This window comes from Pseudoalteromonas sp. NGC95 (assembly GCF_015864705.1).
Lineage (GTDB): Bacteria > Pseudomonadota > Gammaproteobacteria > Enterobacterales > Alteromonadaceae > Pseudoalteromonas > Pseudoalteromonas arctica.
Map to the genome: position 1 here is coordinate 41,703 of NZ_JADYWR010000009.1, position 19,937 is coordinate 61,639.

20 protein-coding genes are annotated in these 19,937 nt (G+C 39.0%); 7 read left to right on the forward strand and 13 right to left on the reverse strand.

Annotation, left to right across the window (positions count from 1 at the left end; genetic code table 11):
- Nucleotides 1–219 precede the first annotated feature (219 nt).
- The 3 genes from I6E70_RS10040 (at nt 220) to I6E70_RS20665 (ending at nt 3,336) form a co-directional block, all read left to right on the forward strand.
- Nucleotides 220–483 (forward strand): GrxA family glutaredoxin, encoded by a 264-nt coding sequence (locus I6E70_RS10040; protein WP_007585470.1) that lies wholly within the window; start codon nt 220–222, stop codon nt 481–483.
- Between the two features lie 160 nt (nt 484–643).
- Entirely contained in the window at nt 644–2,509 is a 1,866-nt protein-coding gene (locus tag I6E70_RS10045; protein WP_007585469.1) for a DEAD/DEAH box helicase, read from the forward strand.
- Nucleotides 2,510–3,021: 512 nt separating this feature from the next.
- A complete protein-coding gene (locus tag I6E70_RS20665) occupies nt 3,022–3,336 on the forward strand; it encodes a hypothetical protein (RefSeq protein ID WP_231620094.1) in 315 nt (104 codons plus the stop codon).
- 80 nt (nt 3,337–3,416) lie between these two features.
- Here the strand turns inward: I6E70_RS20665 and I6E70_RS10055 are convergent, their stop codons facing one another.
- The 9 genes from I6E70_RS10055 to prmB form a co-directional block, all read right to left on the reverse strand.
- On the reverse strand, nt 3,417–4,970 hold the full coding sequence (locus I6E70_RS10055) for an AbgT family transporter (RefSeq protein ID WP_024593900.1): 1,554 nt from the start codon (nt 4,968–4,970) through the stop codon (nt 3,417–3,419).
- 143 nt (nt 4,971–5,113) lie between these two features.
- Nucleotides 5,114–5,389 (reverse strand): YfcL family protein, encoded by a 276-nt coding sequence (locus I6E70_RS10060; protein WP_002962183.1) that lies wholly within the window; start codon nt 5,387–5,389, stop codon nt 5,114–5,116.
- Nucleotides 5,386–6,549, reverse strand: a complete 1,164-nt coding sequence (locus tag I6E70_RS10065) for an ATP-NAD kinase family protein (protein ID WP_197188629.1) — start codon at nt 6,547–6,549, stop codon at nt 5,386–5,388. The genes I6E70_RS10060 and I6E70_RS10065 overlap by 4 nt, the downstream gene beginning before the upstream one ends.
- Nucleotides 6,539–7,093, reverse strand: a complete 555-nt coding sequence (locus tag I6E70_RS10070) for an elongation factor P hydroxylase (protein ID WP_010554670.1) — start codon at nt 7,091–7,093, stop codon at nt 6,539–6,541. Before I6E70_RS10070 ends, I6E70_RS10065 begins: the two co-directional genes overlap by 11 nt.
- A gap of 117 nt (nt 7,094–7,210) precedes the next feature.
- Nucleotides 7,211–7,672 (reverse strand): zinc-ribbon domain containing protein, encoded by a 462-nt coding sequence (locus tag I6E70_RS10075; RefSeq protein ID WP_010554668.1) that lies wholly within the window; start codon nt 7,670–7,672, stop codon nt 7,211–7,213.
- Between the two features lie 62 nt (nt 7,673–7,734).
- Entirely contained in the window at nt 7,735–8,382 is a 648-nt protein-coding gene (locus I6E70_RS10080; RefSeq protein ID WP_165725678.1) for a glutathione S-transferase family protein, read from the reverse strand.
- A 106-nt stretch (nt 8,383–8,488) separates the two neighbouring features.
- On the reverse strand, nt 8,489–8,866 hold the full coding sequence (locus I6E70_RS10085) for a DUF4112 domain-containing protein (RefSeq protein WP_007583361.1): 378 nt from the start codon (nt 8,864–8,866) through the stop codon (nt 8,489–8,491).
- Nucleotides 8,867–8,985: 119 nt separating this feature from the next.
- Nucleotides 8,986–10,083 carry a chorismate synthase gene (gene aroC / locus I6E70_RS10090; protein WP_008138551.1) on the reverse strand — a complete coding sequence of 366 codons (1,098 nt, stop codon included), beginning with the start codon at nt 10,081–10,083 and terminating at the stop codon, nt 8,986–8,988.
- 64 nt (nt 10,084–10,147) lie between these two features.
- The gene (gene prmB / locus I6E70_RS10095; protein WP_007580615.1) at nt 10,148–11,083 is read right to left on the reverse strand and encodes a 50S ribosomal protein L3 N(5)-glutamine methyltransferase; all 936 of its coding nucleotides are present in this window, start codon (nt 11,081–11,083) and stop codon (nt 10,148–10,150) included.
- 152 nt (nt 11,084–11,235) lie between these two features.
- On the opposite strand from prmB, the gene smrB reads away from it, so the two are divergent.
- The gene (smrB, locus tag I6E70_RS10100; RefSeq protein ID WP_007377742.1) at nt 11,236–11,793 is read left to right on the forward strand and encodes an endonuclease SmrB; all 558 of its coding nucleotides are present in this window, start codon (nt 11,236–11,238) and stop codon (nt 11,791–11,793) included.
- Nucleotides 11,794–11,820: 27 nt separating this feature from the next.
- A complete protein-coding gene (locus I6E70_RS10105) occupies nt 11,821–12,750 on the forward strand; it encodes an AEC family transporter (RefSeq protein ID WP_197188630.1) in 930 nt (309 codons plus the stop codon).
- Between the two features lies 1 nt (nt 12,751).
- On the opposite strand, the gene I6E70_RS10110 is transcribed toward I6E70_RS10105, so the two are convergent.
- From I6E70_RS10110 to sixA, 3 genes are read right to left on the reverse strand one after another with little or no spacing between them, the layout of a single operon-like run.
- Nucleotides 12,752–13,489 carry an SDR family oxidoreductase gene (locus I6E70_RS10110; protein WP_197188631.1) on the reverse strand — a complete coding sequence of 246 codons (738 nt, stop codon included), beginning with the start codon at nt 13,487–13,489 and terminating at the stop codon, nt 12,752–12,754.
- Between the two features lie 8 nt (nt 13,490–13,497).
- Complete coding sequence (locus tag I6E70_RS10115) at nt 13,498–13,851, reverse strand: RidA family protein (RefSeq protein WP_197188632.1); 354 nt, start codon at nt 13,849–13,851, stop codon at nt 13,498–13,500.
- A gap of 24 nt (nt 13,852–13,875) precedes the next feature.
- On the reverse strand, nt 13,876–14,346 hold the full coding sequence (gene sixA / locus I6E70_RS10120; protein WP_024608902.1) for a phosphohistidine phosphatase SixA: 471 nt from the start codon (nt 14,344–14,346) through the stop codon (nt 13,876–13,878).
- 192 nt (nt 14,347–14,538) lie between these two features.
- Here sixA and I6E70_RS10125 point away from each other — a divergent pair, with 192 nt between their 5' ends.
- Together I6E70_RS10125 and I6E70_RS10130 are read left to right on the forward strand one after the other, a co-directional pair.
- A complete protein-coding gene (locus I6E70_RS10125; RefSeq protein WP_010554661.1) occupies nt 14,539–17,262 on the forward strand; it encodes an insulinase family protein in 2,724 nt (907 codons plus the stop codon).
- Between the two features lie 54 nt (nt 17,263–17,316).
- Nucleotides 17,317–19,569, forward strand: a complete 2,253-nt coding sequence (locus tag I6E70_RS10130) for a sensor domain-containing protein (RefSeq protein ID WP_007580604.1) — start codon at nt 17,317–17,319, stop codon at nt 19,567–19,569.
- Here the strand turns inward: I6E70_RS10130 and I6E70_RS10135 are convergent.
- Nucleotides 19,566–19,760: a hypothetical protein gene (locus I6E70_RS10135; RefSeq protein ID WP_169043759.1), complete on the reverse strand. Its 195-nt coding sequence runs from the start codon at nt 19,758–19,760 to the stop codon at nt 19,566–19,568. The genes I6E70_RS10130 and I6E70_RS10135 overlap by 4 nt on opposite strands.
- Between the last annotated feature and the right edge of the window lie 177 nt (nt 19,761–19,937).

Here is a 19,937-nt window from a genome sequence, read left to right on the forward strand (position 1 = left end):
TCAAGTTATGTGCCATAAATTAATTCTTGTAAACACACTTGCATTCATAGACTTAAGTGTTAGACAAACTGGGCTCTGGTTTTTCATTCGCATTTTGCAAATCATATTGCTATGCATAATATGATTTATGCATTTATTAGAATGGTGCAATCGATTTTTTTCTCTTTAAATAATTTTCCATTCATTTAAACTGATATTAATCAAATTGAGGAGAAAGCTATGTTAACCGTAATTTTTGGCCGTGAAGGTTGTCCATTTTGTGTTCGTGCGAAAGATGTTGCTGAGCAATTATCAAATGAACGTGATGACTTTAAATTTCGTTACATCGACATAATTAAAGAGGGCATTAGTAAAGCCGACCTTGAAAAGTCAGCGGGTAAGCCTTGCCCTACTGTTCCACAAATTTTTGTAGACCAAAATCACATTGGTGGATTTACAGAATTTGAAGCTTACGCAAAAGAAAACCTAGGCTTGTATAAATAAGCTTTGTATTAAATATGTTAACCAGTTTAATAAACCCTACATTGAGCTGGTTAAATTTCGACCAACATCAAACACATACAAATTAGTTTCAATTTATACAAGCATTTGCCTCGCGAATCCTATATAATGCGCGCCTCTTTAAATTCGTTGAGGCGTATTAATGTCAGAACCAGTCACGTTTGAATCTCTAAATCTTTCTCCTGCAATTTTGAAGGCAGTTGAAGAGTTGGGTTACAAGACACCATCTGAAATCCAAGCTCAATGTATACCGTTATTGCTAGAAAGAAAGGACGTACTGGGACTAGCTCAAACGGGTACAGGTAAAACCGCAGCATTTGCACTGCCATTACTAAATAATATTGACCCGTCTGTGAAACAGCCACAGATCCTTGTACTCACACCAACACGTGAGCTTGCGATCCAAGTTGCTGAGGCATTCGAACAATATGCTAAACATGTTCGTGGTATTGAAGTATTGGCACTATATGGTGGCCAAAGCTACAGTATCCAATTAAGCGCACTTCGTCGTGGCGCTCAGGTTATTGTTGCAACTCCAGGTCGTTTAATCGATCACATTAACCGTGGCACTATCAAGTTTGATGCTCTACAAGCACTTGTACTTGATGAAGCCGATGAAATGTTACGTATGGGCTTTATCGATGATGTAGAAAGCATCATGGAAAAAACACCGCGCGAAAAGCAAACATGTCTTTTCTCTGCGACTATGCCTAAGCAAATTCAAAACATCAGCAGCAAGTATATGAACAATCCTGAACAGGTTCATATTTCTGCGCGTAACTCTACAGTATCATCTGTTGAGCAAGTGTTTTGGAATGCAAGCGTACATAAAAATAAAGCTATTGTTCGCTTCTTAGAAGCTGAACAGTATGAAGGTGCTATTGTTTTCGTACGTACGCGTAACGATACAGTACAACTTGCTGAGTTATTAGAGCGCGAAGGTTTCTCTGCTGCTCCACTTAATGGTGATATGAACCAGCAAGCACGTGAACGCACTGTAGAACGCTTAAAAAGCGGCATGCTAAATGTTGTTATTGCAACAGACGTTGCTGCTCGTGGTCTAGATGTTGACCGCTTAAGCTTAGTTATCAACTACGATATACCACAAGATTCTGAAGCCTACGTTCACCGTATCGGCCGTACAGGTCGTGCTGGTCGTACTGGTAAAGCAATTTTATTCGTAAAACATAACGAACGTTATTTACTTAAAAATATCATTCGTCATACGAAGTCTGAAATTGCACAAGTTGAATTACCAACTGCAAAAATCGTTGAAGAAAAACGTATTGAAGCGTTACAAGCAAAATTAACTATTGCGCTTGAAAACAAAGATATTACATTCTTTAACGAGATAGCTACTAACATGGCTGAAAAACTTGAACTTCCTCTTGAAAGCTTAGCGGGTGCGTTACTGTGTTTAGCACAGCAACAGTCTCCAATTAAAGTTGAAGAAGTTAAGATTCAACCTCGTGAACGTAACGAGCGTAACGATCGCAACCCACGTAGTAACGACCGCAATGATCGCGGTGGTGACCGTGGACGTCGTAACGAACGTGGCGGCGAACGTGGTGGTGAACGCGCTGAGCGTAAACCTCGCGAACGTAACAGTCGTGATGCAGGCCCTATGGATACTTACCGTATCGAAGTAGGTCGTGAACACGGTGTTCAGGTTAAGAACATTGTTGGTGCTATCGCTAACGAAGCTGACATCTCAAGCAAGTTTATTGGTGATATTCGTTTACACGACAATCACAGTACGGTTCAATTACCGCAAAACATGCCTAAAGATGTACTTGATCATTTCCAAAAAGTGTTTATTTGTAAACGTCCTATGGGCTTAACAATTACACAAGATCAAGGCCCTGCTGAGCCACGTGCAGAACGCTCTGAGCGTCCAGCTGGTGACAAAAAGCGCACCTTTAGTAAAGATAAAGACGATAGCCAACGCGGTGATAAGCGTACTGGCCCTCGTAAAGAACGTCGCCCAGTAAGCTTCACAGCTAAATAAGCAACGACTCTTTAATAAAAAAACCTTGCCACGAAAGTGACAAGGTTTTTTTGTTTTTAAGCTGCTGCCACAGTGAATACAAAGTAAACCTTCGCGTCAATTCAATAGCAGCTTGAGATAGTTTTTTTAGCCTGAGTTCGGGTTACTTAATGCCTAAAAATATATTCCTCTGATTTTTAAAATAACAAAAATTCTGTAAACTAAACAAAGGCTATAGTTCACGGATGAATTAAAAATTGAAAAAGATTTACGACAACTTGCTCTTTGTAGCAATAATACTCTCCATTTTATTATGCATCACTATTCCTATTTTAATGGACTTTACAGATCCACCATTCATCTCAAATGAGCTATACGACGTTGTTTTCTTTATAGCCCTCCCTATTATCTGTTGCGCACTATTTATCTATTTAAATATACTTATATTCAATAAATACAAACGCTGCAGTAAATATAGAGAATCACTTAAATACAATTTTTCAGATACAAAAATGAAATTGGCATCCATTTTCATGTACCCATTATCCCCTTTATTAATCTATGGAATACTCTATATTTTTATCTCTGATCCCATTAAATTATGGGCTTACTACACGCAAGGCGGCTATTGGTATAAGGAATATATACTGACCGATGTACAAAAGTGTGGCACCGAGTATGAAGATAGTTGTACTCATTTATACTTCAAAGACCCTAAAACGAATAAAATTCATGATTTTAGGTGGTACGACGCTAAGTCTACAATAATGAACAACAAAAAAGATGATGTGTATATTGTTGGTGAGGCCAACTTATTTGGCTATATAGTGAGAGATTTAGAAAGGTAACTTAGACTTACTTTTACATTACAGGACTTTTATTTAAAAACCTCACTCAAGTGAGTGAGGTTCATAAATCAAGGTTTAGGTTAAGGCAAAGCTGGGTAAACGTAGCTAGCATCAAGCCCTAGTGGAATACCAAGTGCCCAGTAACCTAATAAAAAGATACTCCAGCCAATCATAAAGGCGATTGAGTACGGTAGCATAATAGCAATTAAAGTACCTATACCTGTGCCTTTCACATACTTTTGACAGTACACCACCACTAATGGGAAATAAGGCATTAACGGTGTAATAATATTAGAACTTGAGTCACCTACACGATAAGCGGCTTGAGTTAAGTCTGGCGAAATGCCAAGTTGCATTAACATCGGTACAAAAATAGGGCCAAGTAACGCCCATTTTGCTGAACTTGAACCTACAAACAAGTTAACAAAGCCAGTTAAAAAGATAATGCCCACAACCGTTACTGCACTTGGCAATTCCATTGCCTTTAATAACTGCGCACCTTCGATTGCGAGTAATGCACCTAAATTTGATTTACTAAATGCAGCAATAAATAGCGAACAAAAAAACGCCATAACGATATAATATGCCATGCCGCTCATCGCTTTACTCATAGCATCAATCATATCTTTTGAAGTTTTAAAGGTACCTACCGTAAAACCATATACTGTGCCAGGTAGCCAAAAAAGTAAAAATATTAGTGGTACAATTGATTGCATTAAAGGGGAGCTAAAATTAGTAAGGGATCCGTCACTACTGCGCATTGCAGAATCGTCTGGAGCAGAGACAAATGCTAATAACGCAAGCCCTGCAATCATCACGGTACTGGCTATATAAAAGGCACGTTTTTCATCACTACGTGCATCTTCAAATACAGGTAAATCCTCTTTAGCACCATCAACCGTTGTTTTTTGTAAACGTGGTTCAATAATTTTATCGGTAATGTACCAGCCTAATGCCACAATAAATAAGCTAGATGCTGAAGCAAATGCCCAGTTATTTAACGGGTTAATTGTTATTGCAGGATTAATTATTTGCGCTGCACTTTGAGTAAAGCTTTGTAGTAATGGATCAATCCCTGATGGAATAAAGTTAGCCCCAAAACCACCACTGACTCCTGCAAATGCAGCTGCAATACCCGCAAGCGGATGGCGCCCTGCAGCATAAAATATAACACCGGCAAGTGGAATAACTAATACATAACCTGCGTCAGTAGCGGTATGGCTCACAATGGCTACTAAAATGATTGAAGGCGTTAATAGCTTTTTAGGAGTAACTTTAAGCATTAACTTAAGACCGGTATTAATGAAGCCCGAATGCTCTGCAACACCGACACCTAACATAGCTACTAAAACGACACCTAAAGGAGCGAAGCCGGTAAAGGTTTTTACCATAGAGGATAAAAAGGTTGCGAGCGAATCACTTGCCAGCATATTATTAATAATAATCGCTTCGCCAGTTCGTGGGTCTATTGCATCAAAACTCACGCCTGAAAACCACCACGACAAAAACCAAATTAATAACATTGCAAACAGAAATATTACGGCTGGATCTGGAAGCTTATTGCCAACCCGTTCAACAAAATTTAAAAAACGCGCAACAACCCCTGAAGGTAAAGCGTCTTGATTATTATTCATTCTTATTGTTCCTAAATTTATTTTTAGTAACAATATCGCATAAAAACAAAACAGTAAATTAACATAAAAATTAGCTTTAAAAGTTTTGGACACAAAAAAACACGATAGTGATAAACAAATCGTGTTTTTTGTATCACTTACTTTTAAGCGAGGGCTTTAACTTCTTCCCACAAGCGTGCAACTAATGTCTTATCTTCTTCGTTAAGCTCACCATTACGATACGCTTTAACTAAGCTCTGCTCTACAGTTTCGTTTAGCTCATCTATACTGATTGTCAGCTTTTCTACTTCGGCATAACCAACTGCAAGATCAAAATGACCTCGTAAATAGCCGCCTGCAAATAACTCATCGTCAGTTGCTTTTATTACTAAATCATCGAAGTACTGCTGGGCTGCATCGATATAGTTCACTAAACTCATTTATTAATCTCCTGGTTTTGTAAAGCACCTGTATTTTCAAGGTTTTGGTGCCCTACTGCATACATAATATGGTCGTTAAATCCGGTGGTTACTTTAATATAACCGGTTAATTCATCATCTAATTCGCCATCGCCTGTATCACAAATAAGGGGGCGACCATTAAGCGCTTGTAGTTTTGTTTTAGTTGCTACTACAATAATATTTTCTTTGCCAATTGCGCGTATAAGCGCAGGGCTCAATTGCTGGTTACCACGGCCAAATATATGCCCTTGCCCGCCAATGAGCGTAATGACTAACTTAGTACTTTGATCATGTGTAAGCTCAAGTAATTGCTTCGCCGTTAAATCTTGAGCAACTAAGGTTTGATCTTTTATTAAATCAACGCCAAGCAACGTATTCTCAAGTCCCATTTCTTCCATTATGGCTTCAACGGTTGAGCCGCTACCCATTATATAAAATGTGTCTTCATCCATTTGCGATACAACATGCGCAGCAATGTCGGCAAGTACGAGTTCGTCGGTTTCTTTGCCGCCATTTTTAACCGCTTGCATATAGCGTACTTCGCTAGGTGTTTGCATTTCGCCGTAGCGCTTTGCTTTTACTGTGCCTTGTCTAAAGGCATCTTCATCTATATCCATTACCTCTGCATCAGCTAAGGTAACTAACTCCCCCTTAACCAGCATTTCGACTACGCGCCCTGCAGCTTTTGGTGTAATAGCGTAAACACCAGAGTGAATTTTACAGCCTGCAGGAATACCAAGTACGGGAATGGTATCCTCTATTGCATGGCAAATATTACGCGCTGTACCATCGCCTCCAGCAAATAAAACTAAATCAACACCAAAGTCTTTAAGTACTTTTGCTGCTTGTTCTGTGTCATCTGGGGTTGTTATTACTGCAGAGTTGTATACAACCTCTACATTAAAGCCCAAGGCTTTTGCTGTTTGCTCACCCATGTCACCGTTAACGGTGTAAATGGTTAAGCGTTCTTTATAAGGCAATAGCACTTCAAGCGCTGCTTTTGTACGGCTATTTGCTTTTGGTTCTGCACCTAATTCGATTGCTTTAGCGGCTGTGTGTGCGCCATCACTACCTTTTAAAGCAACTGTTCCGCCTAAACCCGCTACTGGGTTTACAATTAAACCTAATTTAAACGCCATTACAAAGCTCCTTCGGATGTTGCCAATTAAATTGCTGCGCTGTTAATGGCCACTGTGTATTATAAAAATCAGAGAGTGCTTTTAAAAGTGACTCTGTACGAGAGTTAAAGCCATTTTCGATTAACGATAATACACGTGCATGTACTCGCTGCTGAAAATCAAACCGACATGTTTGCTCGCCGTTTAAGTTATCCACCGACACATTAAAATTAAACCCTGCTGCGGTGCTTAATAACCACTCTATAGCTTGAGGCTTTACTTCTACGTTTTCAAACTCAGCTTGTTTTTGTTTGTCGCGCCCATCAGGACAATACCAATAGCCGTAATCTTCTAATAAACGACGTTCATCGCCTGCAACCAACCAGTGTGCAACCTCATGTAATGCACTCGCGTAAAAACCATGCGCAAATACAACTTGGTGATATGGCACGTGCTCTGTTGCTGGTAAATACACAGGTTCAAAATCGCCTTTTATCAGACATGTATTATGACTTTGATAAAAAGTGCGTTCAAAAATTGAAATTAGATCAGCTATTTGATGCATAAAATTAGGCTAATTTTTCTCGGTTGCAGCGCTATTTTGCGCAGTAAAAACGAGACGAATTGTACGGGCTTTTACAACTAAAGTAAAAATAAGGCGTGATAGTAAAATATAAGCGGACTAATCTTTCACTTTATTGATATTTTTAATAATACCTAAACAGTAAAGAGTATTACCAAGTTCTTTACGCTGTGTTTTTTCACCTGAGGTTTTATTGGCTAAGCTAGTTAACATATCGTACCGTTTACGTAGAGTTAGTATATATCTGGCATGTCTACGGCATTCAAAGCAATGAGTACAGTGTGAATCGACCCAAAATCTTAATGTTTCAAACCAATATTGCTGCTCTTGAGCAAAAAAAATAAATGCCTTAGAGCAAGTCCCGCACTTCTCTTCAATATCAACATAAAGTGCCCGAGGATAAATGGCATAGTTTTGCTTTTTTATATCAGCCAATATTACCGTATTAGGGAAGTATTTAAGGCTCGAGTAACGCCAGTGCGCATTCTCTATCGCCTCTATTGTCACTGGGGTATTGGTAGTTATTGGTGTATTGCCATACCTTGGGTGATTTAGATACATGAGCTGCCTAGTTTAAACTTATGATTTTAAGGTATAAAACATGCCATATAAGAAAACAATAATTATACAGGCGTTCCTGCTTCATCACACTCTACAATATCGGTCTCGGTTAATGCCTGAGTGATCCATGCTTGCAATACTGGGCAGCGCATAACAAAGTCACAATATTGCTGTGCCTCTGGCGATAACGTAATTTGATAGGTTTTTAAGCGCAGTACAACAGGCACATACATGGCATCAGCAATACTAAAGTCACCAAAAAACCACTCATTTGGAAACACATCTTGTTGCTGTGCAAATATTTCGTCTATACGGGCTATGTCTTTTAGTGCTTCGCTCGATAGGTCTACTTTACGGGTTGCTCTTATATTCATTGGCATTTCACTGCGCAGTGCCACAAAGCCTGAATGCATTTCAGCGCTTAGTGCACGCGCTTTAGCTCTTTGGGTAATATATTTTGGCCATGCAGCGCCTGATAAGTAAGCATCGTTAATATATTCACAAATTGCTAGCGAATCCCATACCTGTAAATCGCCATCAATTAACGCTGGGACTTTTTGCAAAGCAAAGGTCTTTTTTAGTTCATTGTAAAAGTCGGGGGTGTCGAGTACTAGCTGGGTTTCACTAAACTCAACATCAAATTTACTCATTAAATACCATGCGCGTAATGACCAGCTAGAGTAGTTTTTATTACCGATAAATAATTGCATATTGTAAATACCAAAGTGAATAGACGCTCCTACCATACTAGGTGATTTAACAACCAACAACATTTTGTTTAAAGTCTCTTTGCTAACTGTTACTTAAAGCTATTAATTACTCACTCAACTGCTTGTTTAAATGCTTTTTTAATAGTTGTGTATTACGCGTGTTAGCTTTAAAAAAGGCATCAAAAATATCACCAAAAAATGGCACTAAACCGCCCACAAAGTCTATGAGCATATTGATAATCATCTTAGTCTTTATACGTTTACTCACACCTAAACGCTGCGCTTCTATCAGCACATAACTTGATAAAATTAGCCCTGCGGCATCACCTATAACGGGAATTAAACCAATCACAGCCTCCAAACCTATATTAAATTTAGTAAAAGGAATGCCAATGCTGCTATCAGTTAACTTACTGAATCGCTCTAAGCGGGCTATTGCAGCTTGGGCTTTCATTTGTGAGTGTTCATTAATATTATCGTTCATGATTACTACCCTCCTTCTTGCAGTATATAGGGCCTACTTGAACAACTCCTGAAAGGCTTTAAACTAAATTACAGACATAAAAAAACGCGGTAGTCCGCGTTTTTTATAATTATAAATACTTACACAGAGCCGTTAATTGGCCCGTGTTCGTGGTTTACATGTGGATTTTGTCCGCGTTGGCGCAGTAAATGATCCATTAATGTAATAGCCATCATTGCCTCAGCAATCGGGATTGCACGAATACCCACACACGGATCGTGACGACCTTTGGTGATCATCTCAACCGCTTCGTTGCTTGTATTAATGCTGTTACCTGGGATGGTAATACTCGACGTTGGTTTTAGCGCAATAGAAGCAATAATATCTTGCCCTGTCGAAATACCGGCAAGTACGCCACCCGCATGGTTTGATGTAAAACCTTCAGGGGTTAGCTCGTCGCGATGCTCAGAGCCTTTTTGCTCAACTACGTCAAAGCCATCACCAATTTCAACGCCTTTAACTGCATTAATACTCATTAATGAGTGTGCAAGTTCGGCATCAAGGCGGTCAAATACTGGCTCACCAAGACCAACAGGTACATTGCTTGCCACTACTTTTACTTTAGCGCCAACTGAGTCACCTTGCTTTTTAAGGTCACGCATATATTCGTCAAGCGCTTCAAGCTTACTTGCATCAGGGAAGAAGAATAAGTTATTTTCAACTTCGTCCCAGTCAAACGTTTCCGCCTTGATAGGGCCAAGCTGACTTAAACATGCTTTAACTTCAATACCATGAAATTGCTTTAAGTATTTTTTAGCAATAGCACCTGCCGCTACGCGTATTGCGGTTTCGCGTGCAGATGAACGACCGCCACCGCGATAGTCGCGCAAGCCGTACTTATGCCAATACGTGTAATCGCCATGACCTGGGCGAAATACATCTTTAATTTTGCCGTAATCTTGCGAGCGTTGATCGGTATTTTCAATCAATAAACCAATGCTGGTACCTGTGGTTTTACCTTCAAAAACGCCTGCTAATATTTTTATTTGATCGCTTTCACGGCGCTGCGTTGTATAACGGCTTTGGCCTGGTTTTCGGCGATCTAAATCAATTTGTAAGTCGGCCTCTGTGATTTCAAGACCTGCGGGAGTACCATCAACAACGCCGCCTAATGCAACGCCGTGGCTCTCACCAAAGGTGGACACTTTAAATAACTGTCCAATGCTATTACCTGCCATTAACTTTCCTCATTCCTAATGACTACCAATAGCCAAGCACACGGCTTGGCTATTCATTTTTTACTTATTTTGCAAAATACTCATCTAGCTGCTTTTTGCTAATTACAAATACACCTAAGCCGCCTTGTTCAAATTCAATCCATTCAAACGGCGCGCCCGGATAAAGTGCATCCATATGTACCATAGAGTTACCAACTTCTACAAATAACAAACCGTTATCAGTTAGGTGTTCACTCGCTTCACTTAAAATAGTACGGGTTACATCTAAACCATCGTGGCCTGATGCAAGCCCAAGCTCTGGTTCATGATGAAACTCACGTGGCAGGTCAGCCATATCTTCTGCATCAACATACGGTGGGTTTGCAACTATTAGGTCGTATTTTTGACCTGGTACACCGCTAAATACATCAGACTGAATGGGTAACACACGATCACTTAACATGTAATCGTTAATGTTAATGTCTGTCACTTCAAGCGCTTCATACGATATATCTACCGCATCAACTTGTGCTTCCTCAAAAGCTTGAGCAAGTGCAATTGCTATACAACCCGACCCCGTACATAAATCTAATATGCGGTTAACCGATTGTGGCTCTTCAAGCCAGGGTGTAAAGCGGTTGCTGATAAGCTCAGCAAACGGTGAGCGAGGTATAAGTACACGTTCATCCACATAAAATGGCATACCCGCAAACCATGCAATGTTTGTTAAGTAAGGTACTGGTGTGCAGTCGTTAATACGTTCTGCAATAAGACCCGCAAGTCGGTTTTTTTCTGTGCTTGTTAAACGCGCGTGCATTAATTCTTTTGGCGCATCAACAGGCAAGCTAAGCGCAGGCAGTAATAAGCTTACAGCTTCATCCCATGCGTTATCTGTACCGTGTCCAAAAAATATACTACTACTTGCAAATTGGCTTGTAGTCCAACGTAACCAGTCATGTAAAGTTGACAGTTCTGCAACGGCTTCTTCGAGTGTTGCTTCTTCTATTTGTAAATCGCTCATATATTTTTACCTGTATTAGCTTACTGACTGTTTTGAGTCTTTAAGACGATTGCATTGCCTATCTGCGCTGGGCAAATTACAATTGCCCCTCATTTAAGTATTGTACCGCCTTTTGCGCTGCGTTTTTACGTTTTTTTGTTTAGGTAATAGTTATGAAAAAAGACACTCCATCACATTCGTCCCTAAGCAATGACGACATAAGCTTATTTCGTCAAACGATCACAGGCGCCAAAGTATTTAAACAAGATACTCATCGTTTTGATACAAAGCCTAAGGTGTCACAAGCTAAGCAATTTGCCCAGCAAAAAAAGCAGGCTCAATCTGAATTTTTCTTCTCAGACGTTTATATTCCCGATATAGACACCCACGGCACGGTTAAATATGTAAAACCAGGCCAAGATACTTTCCTAGCTAAACAGCTTCGCCGTGGTGACTTTGCACCCGATTTGACGCTAGATTTACATGGCTTAAATAAAGAACTTGCTAAAGACGAACTCGCTGGACTCATTCACGAATGTAAAAAGCAGCATTACTATTGTGCGTGTGTAGTGCACGGTATTGGCGGCGGCGTACTAAAACACAAAGTGCCTCAGTACTTAGTACAGCATCCTGACGTAATAGCGATGCACCAAGCCCCTCTCGAATATGGTGGTAGAGGCGCTGTACTCATACTAATTAATTTACCGCAAAGTGATGAATTTAGACGCTAACTTTAGCTATTACTAGGATGTAACTACGTGCATATTTTTTCAATTATTTTTCCGCTCATTTTTATTGTGGCACTGGGTTATGGCTGTTGTAAGTTAAAATTTTTTAACGAACAACACATTGCGGGTCTAAGTAAATTTACTTTTTATGTGAGTTTGCCTGCTTTTTTATTGTTAAATATGTCGCAAATTAACTTACAGCAAAGCATTAGCCTTTTTGCATTTTTGAGTTTTTACATACCCGTTCTGAGCGTGTTTGGGGTGGGTATTTTAATTGATCGCTTTTATTTAAATAAAAAGTATTTAAAAAATTACCAACAACACGGCGTCTTTGGACTCGCTTCTAGCTATTCAAATATGGTGTTAGTGGGTATTCCTATTGTTATTGCATCGCTTGGCAAAGAGATGATAGCCATTGCGTTTATGATCATTACTTTTCATAGCACATTGTTATTTGCACTTACTTTTTTAATAGGGGCTAAGGGCAGTAGCGATAAATTTTCGTGGTCGCACTTTGGAAAAAGTATGGTGTTAAATCCAATAGTACTGAGTATTGGATGCGGGCTTACATTAAACATATTAGGAGTAACACTGTTCACCGACTTAGCAAATAGTTTGGAGCTATTAGCTAAACCAGCAATTGCCTGTGCGCTATTTGTACTTGGTGCTAATTTAGCTTTTTATAAAATAGCAGCAAATTGGCAACCTGCGTTAATAGCATCAATTTTAAAAATATTTTTATTGCCTGCGTTAGTTTTATTGGTAGGCACCTATGTATTTAAGCTAGACACGCAAATACTTAATGTATTGGTACTTTTAAGTGCGTCCCCTGTTGGCGTAAATGCTTATCTTATTGCGACTCAAATAAAGCAGCATGAAGCTACTCTTGCTGGGGCTGTCGTACTTTCTACTATCTTAAGTGTTATTAGCTTTACGTTTTGGCTAGCTTTATTACTTTAGCTTACAAACCGCCGGCTACATCAACAAAACTACCCGTTGTAAAAGAAGCGTGCTCTGAAGCTAAAAAGTAAATTGCTGCAGCAACTTCATCGGGTGTACCGCCTCTGCCAAGGGGTAATTTACTTTTAAGACGATCGACTCGATTTTTTTCACCGCCATCACTATGCATATCAGTGTAAATAAGCCCAGGTCTAACCGAGTTAACACGAATACCTTTACTTGCCACCTCTTTGGCCAAGCCAATAGTAAATGTGTCCATTGCACCTTTAGATGCTGCATAATCAATGTACTCATTAGGAGAGCCCGTTTTAGCGGCCCCCGATGAAACATTAACAATACTACCGCCATTTCCCATTCGCTTTATTGCCTCACGGCTACATAAAAAAGCACTGGTAATATTTGTAGTCAAAACTTCGTTTATGCGCTCAGCACTCATTTCTAACAAAGGCATTTGTGGTTTTAAAATACCGGCGTTATTTATTAGTACATCAAGTTGACCAAAGACTTTATCTATATGCATAAATAAAGCTAAAACGTCAGCCTCTAGTGACACGTCACCTTGAATTACTTCAGCCTCAACGCCTAATTGCTTTACTTTTTCTGCCACCAATATTGCACTAGCTAAATCTGCTTTATAATTAATGCAAACATTATAACCGTGCTTTGCAAAATATAATGCGGTAGCTGCGCCAATACCTCGACTAGAGCCAGTGATGAGTACAACGGGGGAGCAAGTCATTAAAGCTATTATTCTTTTAAAGCTGCAACGACTGAAATTTCAACAAGCAGTGCATCACGTGCCATTTTAGCTTCTACGCAGGCACGTGCTGGTGCATAACCCTCGGTTACCCACGCATCCAATACTGCATTCATATCAGCAAAGTATTCCATACTCTTTACATAAATAGTCGCGCTAAGCATATGTTCTTTTGAACTTCCCGCTTCATCAAGCAATGCCTCTACTTTATCAAGCATAGTTTGAGTTTGTTCTTTGATATCTTTTTGCGCGTCGGCGCATACCTGCCCACATAAATACACAGTGCCGTTATGTTTTACAATGCGGCTCATGCGCGCACCTGTTTGTAAACGTTCTATTGTCATTTTACTTTACTCAATTATTTATATTTAAACGTTTTCTGGGGCATTTATACTTAAATAACTACTACGCTGGGTTTGCTCATCGTAACTAATAACAGCAACAGCACCCGTATTAAAAATGGGCATATTGCCAGGGCTTAACTGGTCCACTAAATAACTTACAATAGGCATATGTGATACAACAAGCCATGTATTGCATTGGGGGTGAGTAGCAATAAGTGTTTCGATGTAGTCAGCAGCAATTTGAGGTTTGCCTTCGGGAATTATATCAGACGTGGTTTCGCTAAATTTAAATACGTTATTTTTAGCCACACCTGCAGCTGTTTGCTGTGCTCGAATGTAAGGACTAACTAACAGTGCATCAGGGTAGTGTGCTTTACTGAGCCAAAGGCCCATTTTTTCAGCTTCATCATGCCCTGCTTGGGTTAAATTTCTACCTGCATCATCAGCCTGCATGGGTGTTGCTTCGCCGTGGCGCATTATTAGGATTGTTTTCATAAAAAATCAACCGATTAAAGAATATAAAACAGTAGCCAGTTTGCCCGTTTGTCAGCTATATTAACAATATAAATCTATTTATTTCTAAAATAGTTCTTTCATGAGATTCAGGTAAATCTTTAAGCTGTACTTCGCTTTCCTGAAGCCATCATCTGTTGTTAACAAGTAAACGTTTAGTTTCAGGAGCATCATTTGAATATCAGCCGCAATGATAACAGAGCATACCGCGCCTTTACACTGGACAATGGTCTAAAAGTACTATTAGTGCAAGATAAAGATTCTACAAAAGCGGCAGCATCAATGGCAGTTAACGCCGGACATTTTGACGACCCTCTTGATAGGCAAGGCCTAGCACACTTTTTAGAGCACATGCTTTTTTTAGGCACTGACCAATACCCAGATTCAGGCAGTTTTAATAATTTTGTTTCGCAAGCTGGCGGCAACACCAATGCGTGGACCGGCACTGAGCATACCTGTTACTTTTTTGATATTAACAATCAAGAATTTGAACAAGCACTTACCCAATTTAGCCGCTTTTTTATTGCGCCTCTTTTAAATTCAGCCGAAACAGAAAAAGAACGTAACGCAATTGAAGCCGAGTTTAAACTAAAAATAAAAGACGACGGTCGCCGTATTTATCAAGCCCATAAAGAAACGGTAAATCCAGCTCATCCATTTGCTAAGTTTTCTGTAGGAAACCTACAAACCTTAGCTGACAGAGAGCGCTGTATTAGTGATGAGCTTCGTGACTTTTTTAATAGCCAGTACCAAGCTCAGTGGATGACTTTAGTTATTTGCGCAAACGAAACACTAGATACACTACAAAGCTGGACTCAAACTTACTTTGGCGCAATTAACGGCAACAAAAACCTTAAAAAGCCAGAGATCAGTGAGCCACTTTATCGCAAACAAGACATAGGAAAAATACTCCATATTGAGCCACATAAGCATATGCAAAAACTTATTATAAGTTTTGCTATGCCTAATATTGACGACTTTTATCGCCATAAAACAGTAAGTTTTATTGCCCACTTACTTGGCTATGAAGGCGCTGGTTCTCTTTATTCTATTTTAAAAGAGCAAGGCTGGATCAATGCACTTTCTGCTGGCGGTGGTATTAATGGCAGCAACTTTAAAGATTTTAATATTAGCTTAGCGCTTACCGATGAAGGTATTGAATACTTCGAAGACATTATTGAAATGGTGTTTGAATACATTTGCTTAATTAACGATAACACCGAAAAATTGCCACGCTTATACCAAGATAAAAAAAATCTATTACAAATAGCATTCGATAACCAAGAAAAGTCACGCCTGATTGATTGGGTCAGTAATTTAAGCATTAATATGCAGCATTACGATGAAGCAAACTACGTGCAAGGCGACTATTTAATGGAAGGCTTTAAAAAAGCGACCCACGAAATGGCCATGCAGTGGTTAACGCCACATAATATGCGCATCGTACTTATACATCCAGATGTAGAGCCTGAACATAAAACGGCATGGTACAACACACCATATAAAGTAGAACATATTTCACCTAGTTGGCTTGATGCCCTTAGCGAGATAAATAAGCCGTTGAGCGAAATGCTGCTACCTACAGCTAATCCTTATTTAACAAAAGAAGTGGTGTTATTTGATGTCGTAAAACCACAAACAAAACCCGAGTTATTAGTAAAAGAACCCGGTTTTGACTTTTGGTTTAAACAAGACAACACATTTCGTGTTGCTAAAGGCCATTTTTATTTGGCCATGGATTCTGATTTTGCCGTAAAAGATGTAAAACATATGGCACTCACCCGCTTATTTACAGATTTATTTATGGATAGTGTGGGCGAGCAATTTTATCCAGCAGAACTTGCGGGACTTAGCTACCACTTAACCTCGCATCAAGGTGGATTAACTCTACATACCGCGGGGCTTTCATCTAGCCAGTTAGAGCTTGTTGATCAATTAATAGATGCTTTATTTAATGTAGAGATCTGTGCAAAACGCTTTGCTGAATATAAAAAACAGCTTGTAAGGCATTGGCGCAATAGCAACCAAAACAAACCAGTCAGTGAGTTATTTAGCATTTTAGGCGCAAAAATAATGCCTTGGAACCCACAACCTGGGGAGCTTGCATCGGCATTAAAAAACACCTGTTTTCAGCAATTTAATGAGTTCAGAACAGACTTTTTTAAAGCACTACATGTTGAATCATTTTTACATGGTAACTGGCAGCAAAGTGATGCAATAGCCTTTCAAAAAAAGGTCGCAAATCACTTAAAAAACGCAACCATAATTGAAGATTTAAGACGCCCTCTTTTTGAAATTAAAAAAGTAACTCGCTACGAGTTAGAGCTTCCTTGTAACGACCATGCAATGGTTATTTACTATCAAGCGCAAACGGATTGCGTGGCCGAAAAAGTAAAAATGATGGCGTTAAATCATTTAATTAATCAAGATTACTTTAATGAATTACGAACTACACAGCAACTTGGTTATTTAGTAGGCGCTGGTTATGCACCATTTAACACGCGTGCTGGTATAGCATTTTATGTGCAGTCACCTAAGTTTGATGCAAAAACATTATTGCATCGACATAACCGTTTTATTAAAAACTACCTTGATAATATTGATGCACTTGATGAAAACGATTGGCAACAGCAAAAACACGGCCTTAGTACTCATATTGCAGAAAAAGATAAAAACCTGCGCCTGCGCTCACAACGGTTATGGCTTGCTATAGGTAATAGAGATCATGAATTTCATATGCAACAACGACTTTTAGATGCCTTAAATGCGCTAACCCTAAAAGAACTAAAAGTTTATGCACTAAGCCTATTTGATGATAATAGACCAAGATATGAGCTTTTAAGCTCGGCAAAAGTCAATAAATCTCAAAATATGCCCGTTTACTCTCAATCTCTTTGACACTAGGTTTAGCTTGTTTTAAATTATCATTTGTAAATTAGAAGTAATAAAAAAATGATAAAAATAATAATAAAACTAAGCATGCTTGTAGTACTTGCTTACTCATTTGAGCTTTTTGCCTTTGAGTCATCATTTAACTACAACTCCGACAATATACTTATACTAGCAAGCGCCATTATAGCGCTTGCTTTGCCCTACCTGTTATTTGTAATCCACAAACTTAGACGCTCACGCCGTCAACTCCGTCTTTCGGAAAAACGCCTTAAAAGTACTGTAGAAGGTAGCGGCGATACACTTTGGGACTGGAACATAAAAACAGGCGAAGTTATTCGTATTAACGATAAGTACTTAATGGATTCGACTACCTTAATGGGGTTTCCGCCAAACAAAGGCCTTATTCATCCTCACGATATTAATAACGTTGAGCACTTGTTAAAAGTACACTTTGCAGAGCAGTCTGCTTTTTTTGAAGCCACCTACCGAATCAAAGATACATTTGGTCGTTGGCATTGGGTACTCGATCGCGGAAAAATAATTGAAAAAGACGCCAACTTATCACCCCTTAGAATGACAGGTACCGTTCGCGATATATCACAGTTAAAATCAACGGAAGAGCGCTTAAACCTTTTTGCTAAATGTGTTGAATCACTCACTGACGCCTTAGCAATTTACGATAAAAACTTTAAACTGGTTGATATAAACCCGAGTTTTTTAACCTTGTTTGGTGGCGTACGCGAGCAATACTTAGGAAAAGATTTCAACCTATCTGGGTATGAGCCAAGCTACACAAACAGAATTATTGAAATAGTAAAAGAGCGCGAACATATCCAACAAGAAGTGAAGCTTCGTAATAGTGAGCGTGTTTTATTGCCTATAGAAATATCGATAGATGAAATTAAAAACGATCAAAATCAAATAACTAATTATGTCGTTGTTTATTCAGATTTAACAGAGCGTAAAAAAGCCGAATCGCAGTTACATAACTTATCGAATCGAGATCGCACAACTAGTCTGCCTAACCGAAATTTATTTTTTACTGATTTGCAAAAGCTAGTAAAGCTCAACTCGCATCACGCCTTGCTTGTATTCGATTTAGATAACTTTAAAAAAATAAATGACTCGTTAGGGCATCAACTAGGTGACAGCTTATTAGCTAAACTAGCAATGCGCTTAAATAAACTAACCCGCGAAAATGATGTATTTTATCGTTTAGGCGGCGATGAGTTTGCTCTTGTAATGTCTGACACTAACGACATACATGTAATTACACGTATGGCAAAACAGTTTTTAGCAGCCATTGCTACACCATTTAAAATGGCTGGCCACGAACTGGCAATCACCTCAAGTGTAGGCATTGTATTATTTCCAGAAGACGGTAATACGCCTGAACTGCTTTTAAAAAATGCAGATACCGCGATGTATCATGCTAAAAAGAAAGGTAACAGCTACTTATTTTTTAACGACACGATGAACCGCCAAGCCGTTAAACGGCTACAAATAGAAAACCTTATGCGCTTTGGTTTAAAAGAAGATCATTTTGAAGTGTACTACCAACCAAAAATGAATATCCGCACAGGCAAGCTAACCGGAATGGAAGCATTAGTACGCTTTATTACACCCAAAAAAGGTATTATTAGCCCAGGCGTGTTTATACCCATAGCCGAGGAGACGGGCCAAATAATTGAAATTGGTGAAGTGGTATTAAACAAAGCCTGCAGAGACGTAAAAGAATGGCTAGATAGCGGTTTATTTAGCGGCCGAGTAGCTGTCAACTTATCAGCAAAGCAATTTAGCCTCCCCGATTTAACTTCTCGTATCGACGTTATTTTGCAAAAAAACGAATTACCTTCTTACTTTTTAGAGCTTGAAATAACAGAAGGTACTGTAATGGACGACCCTAAAGAAGCCATTGCAATTATGCGTTCGTTAAGTGCCCGAGGTATTCATTTAGCAATGGATGATTTTGGTACTGGTTATTCATCATTAGCGTATTTAAAGCAATTTCCGCTTAATACACTTAAAGTAGATAAAGCATTTATAGATGACATGACCAACGAACGTGGGCGTAATATGGTCGACTCAATAGTCACTATTGCGCATAACCTTGATTTGCATGTAGTTGCTGAAGGTGTAGAACAAGCTCATCAAATTGATATACTTAAAAAGCTTAATTGCGAAACAGTACAAGGTTATTACTATTCTAAGCCACTATCAAAAAGTGAATTTACTGAATTTTTAAAGCAGCAACAAACTAAAGCAGCCCCAAGCTTAATTAGAAAAAATAAAAATGTGGCGTCAATAAATTAAGGGCGCCATATACATGCATTCATTCCTACATTTCTAACTAAAGCACGACGATAATGTAGATTAAACAAGCACCAGGCCACAGGCCCAAGTAAACCGCCTAAAATAAGCCATCGCTTAATTGGCATACCTTTTTTAATGGCTTCTAAATACATTAAAGCTATAAATGCACTGCTTAGTAAAACTATAAACAAAATTACCCTTAAAGTTGCTCAAAAATACGGCGCTTATTCTAACGCTAACGTGATTAAATTTAAAGCAACAAATCCCCCGCACGCACAAAAAAGCCGAAGCTGTTAAACACAGATTCGGCTTTTAAAATTATAATTTATACCAATCTGCTTATATATGGGGTCTATTTAACGTTAAGA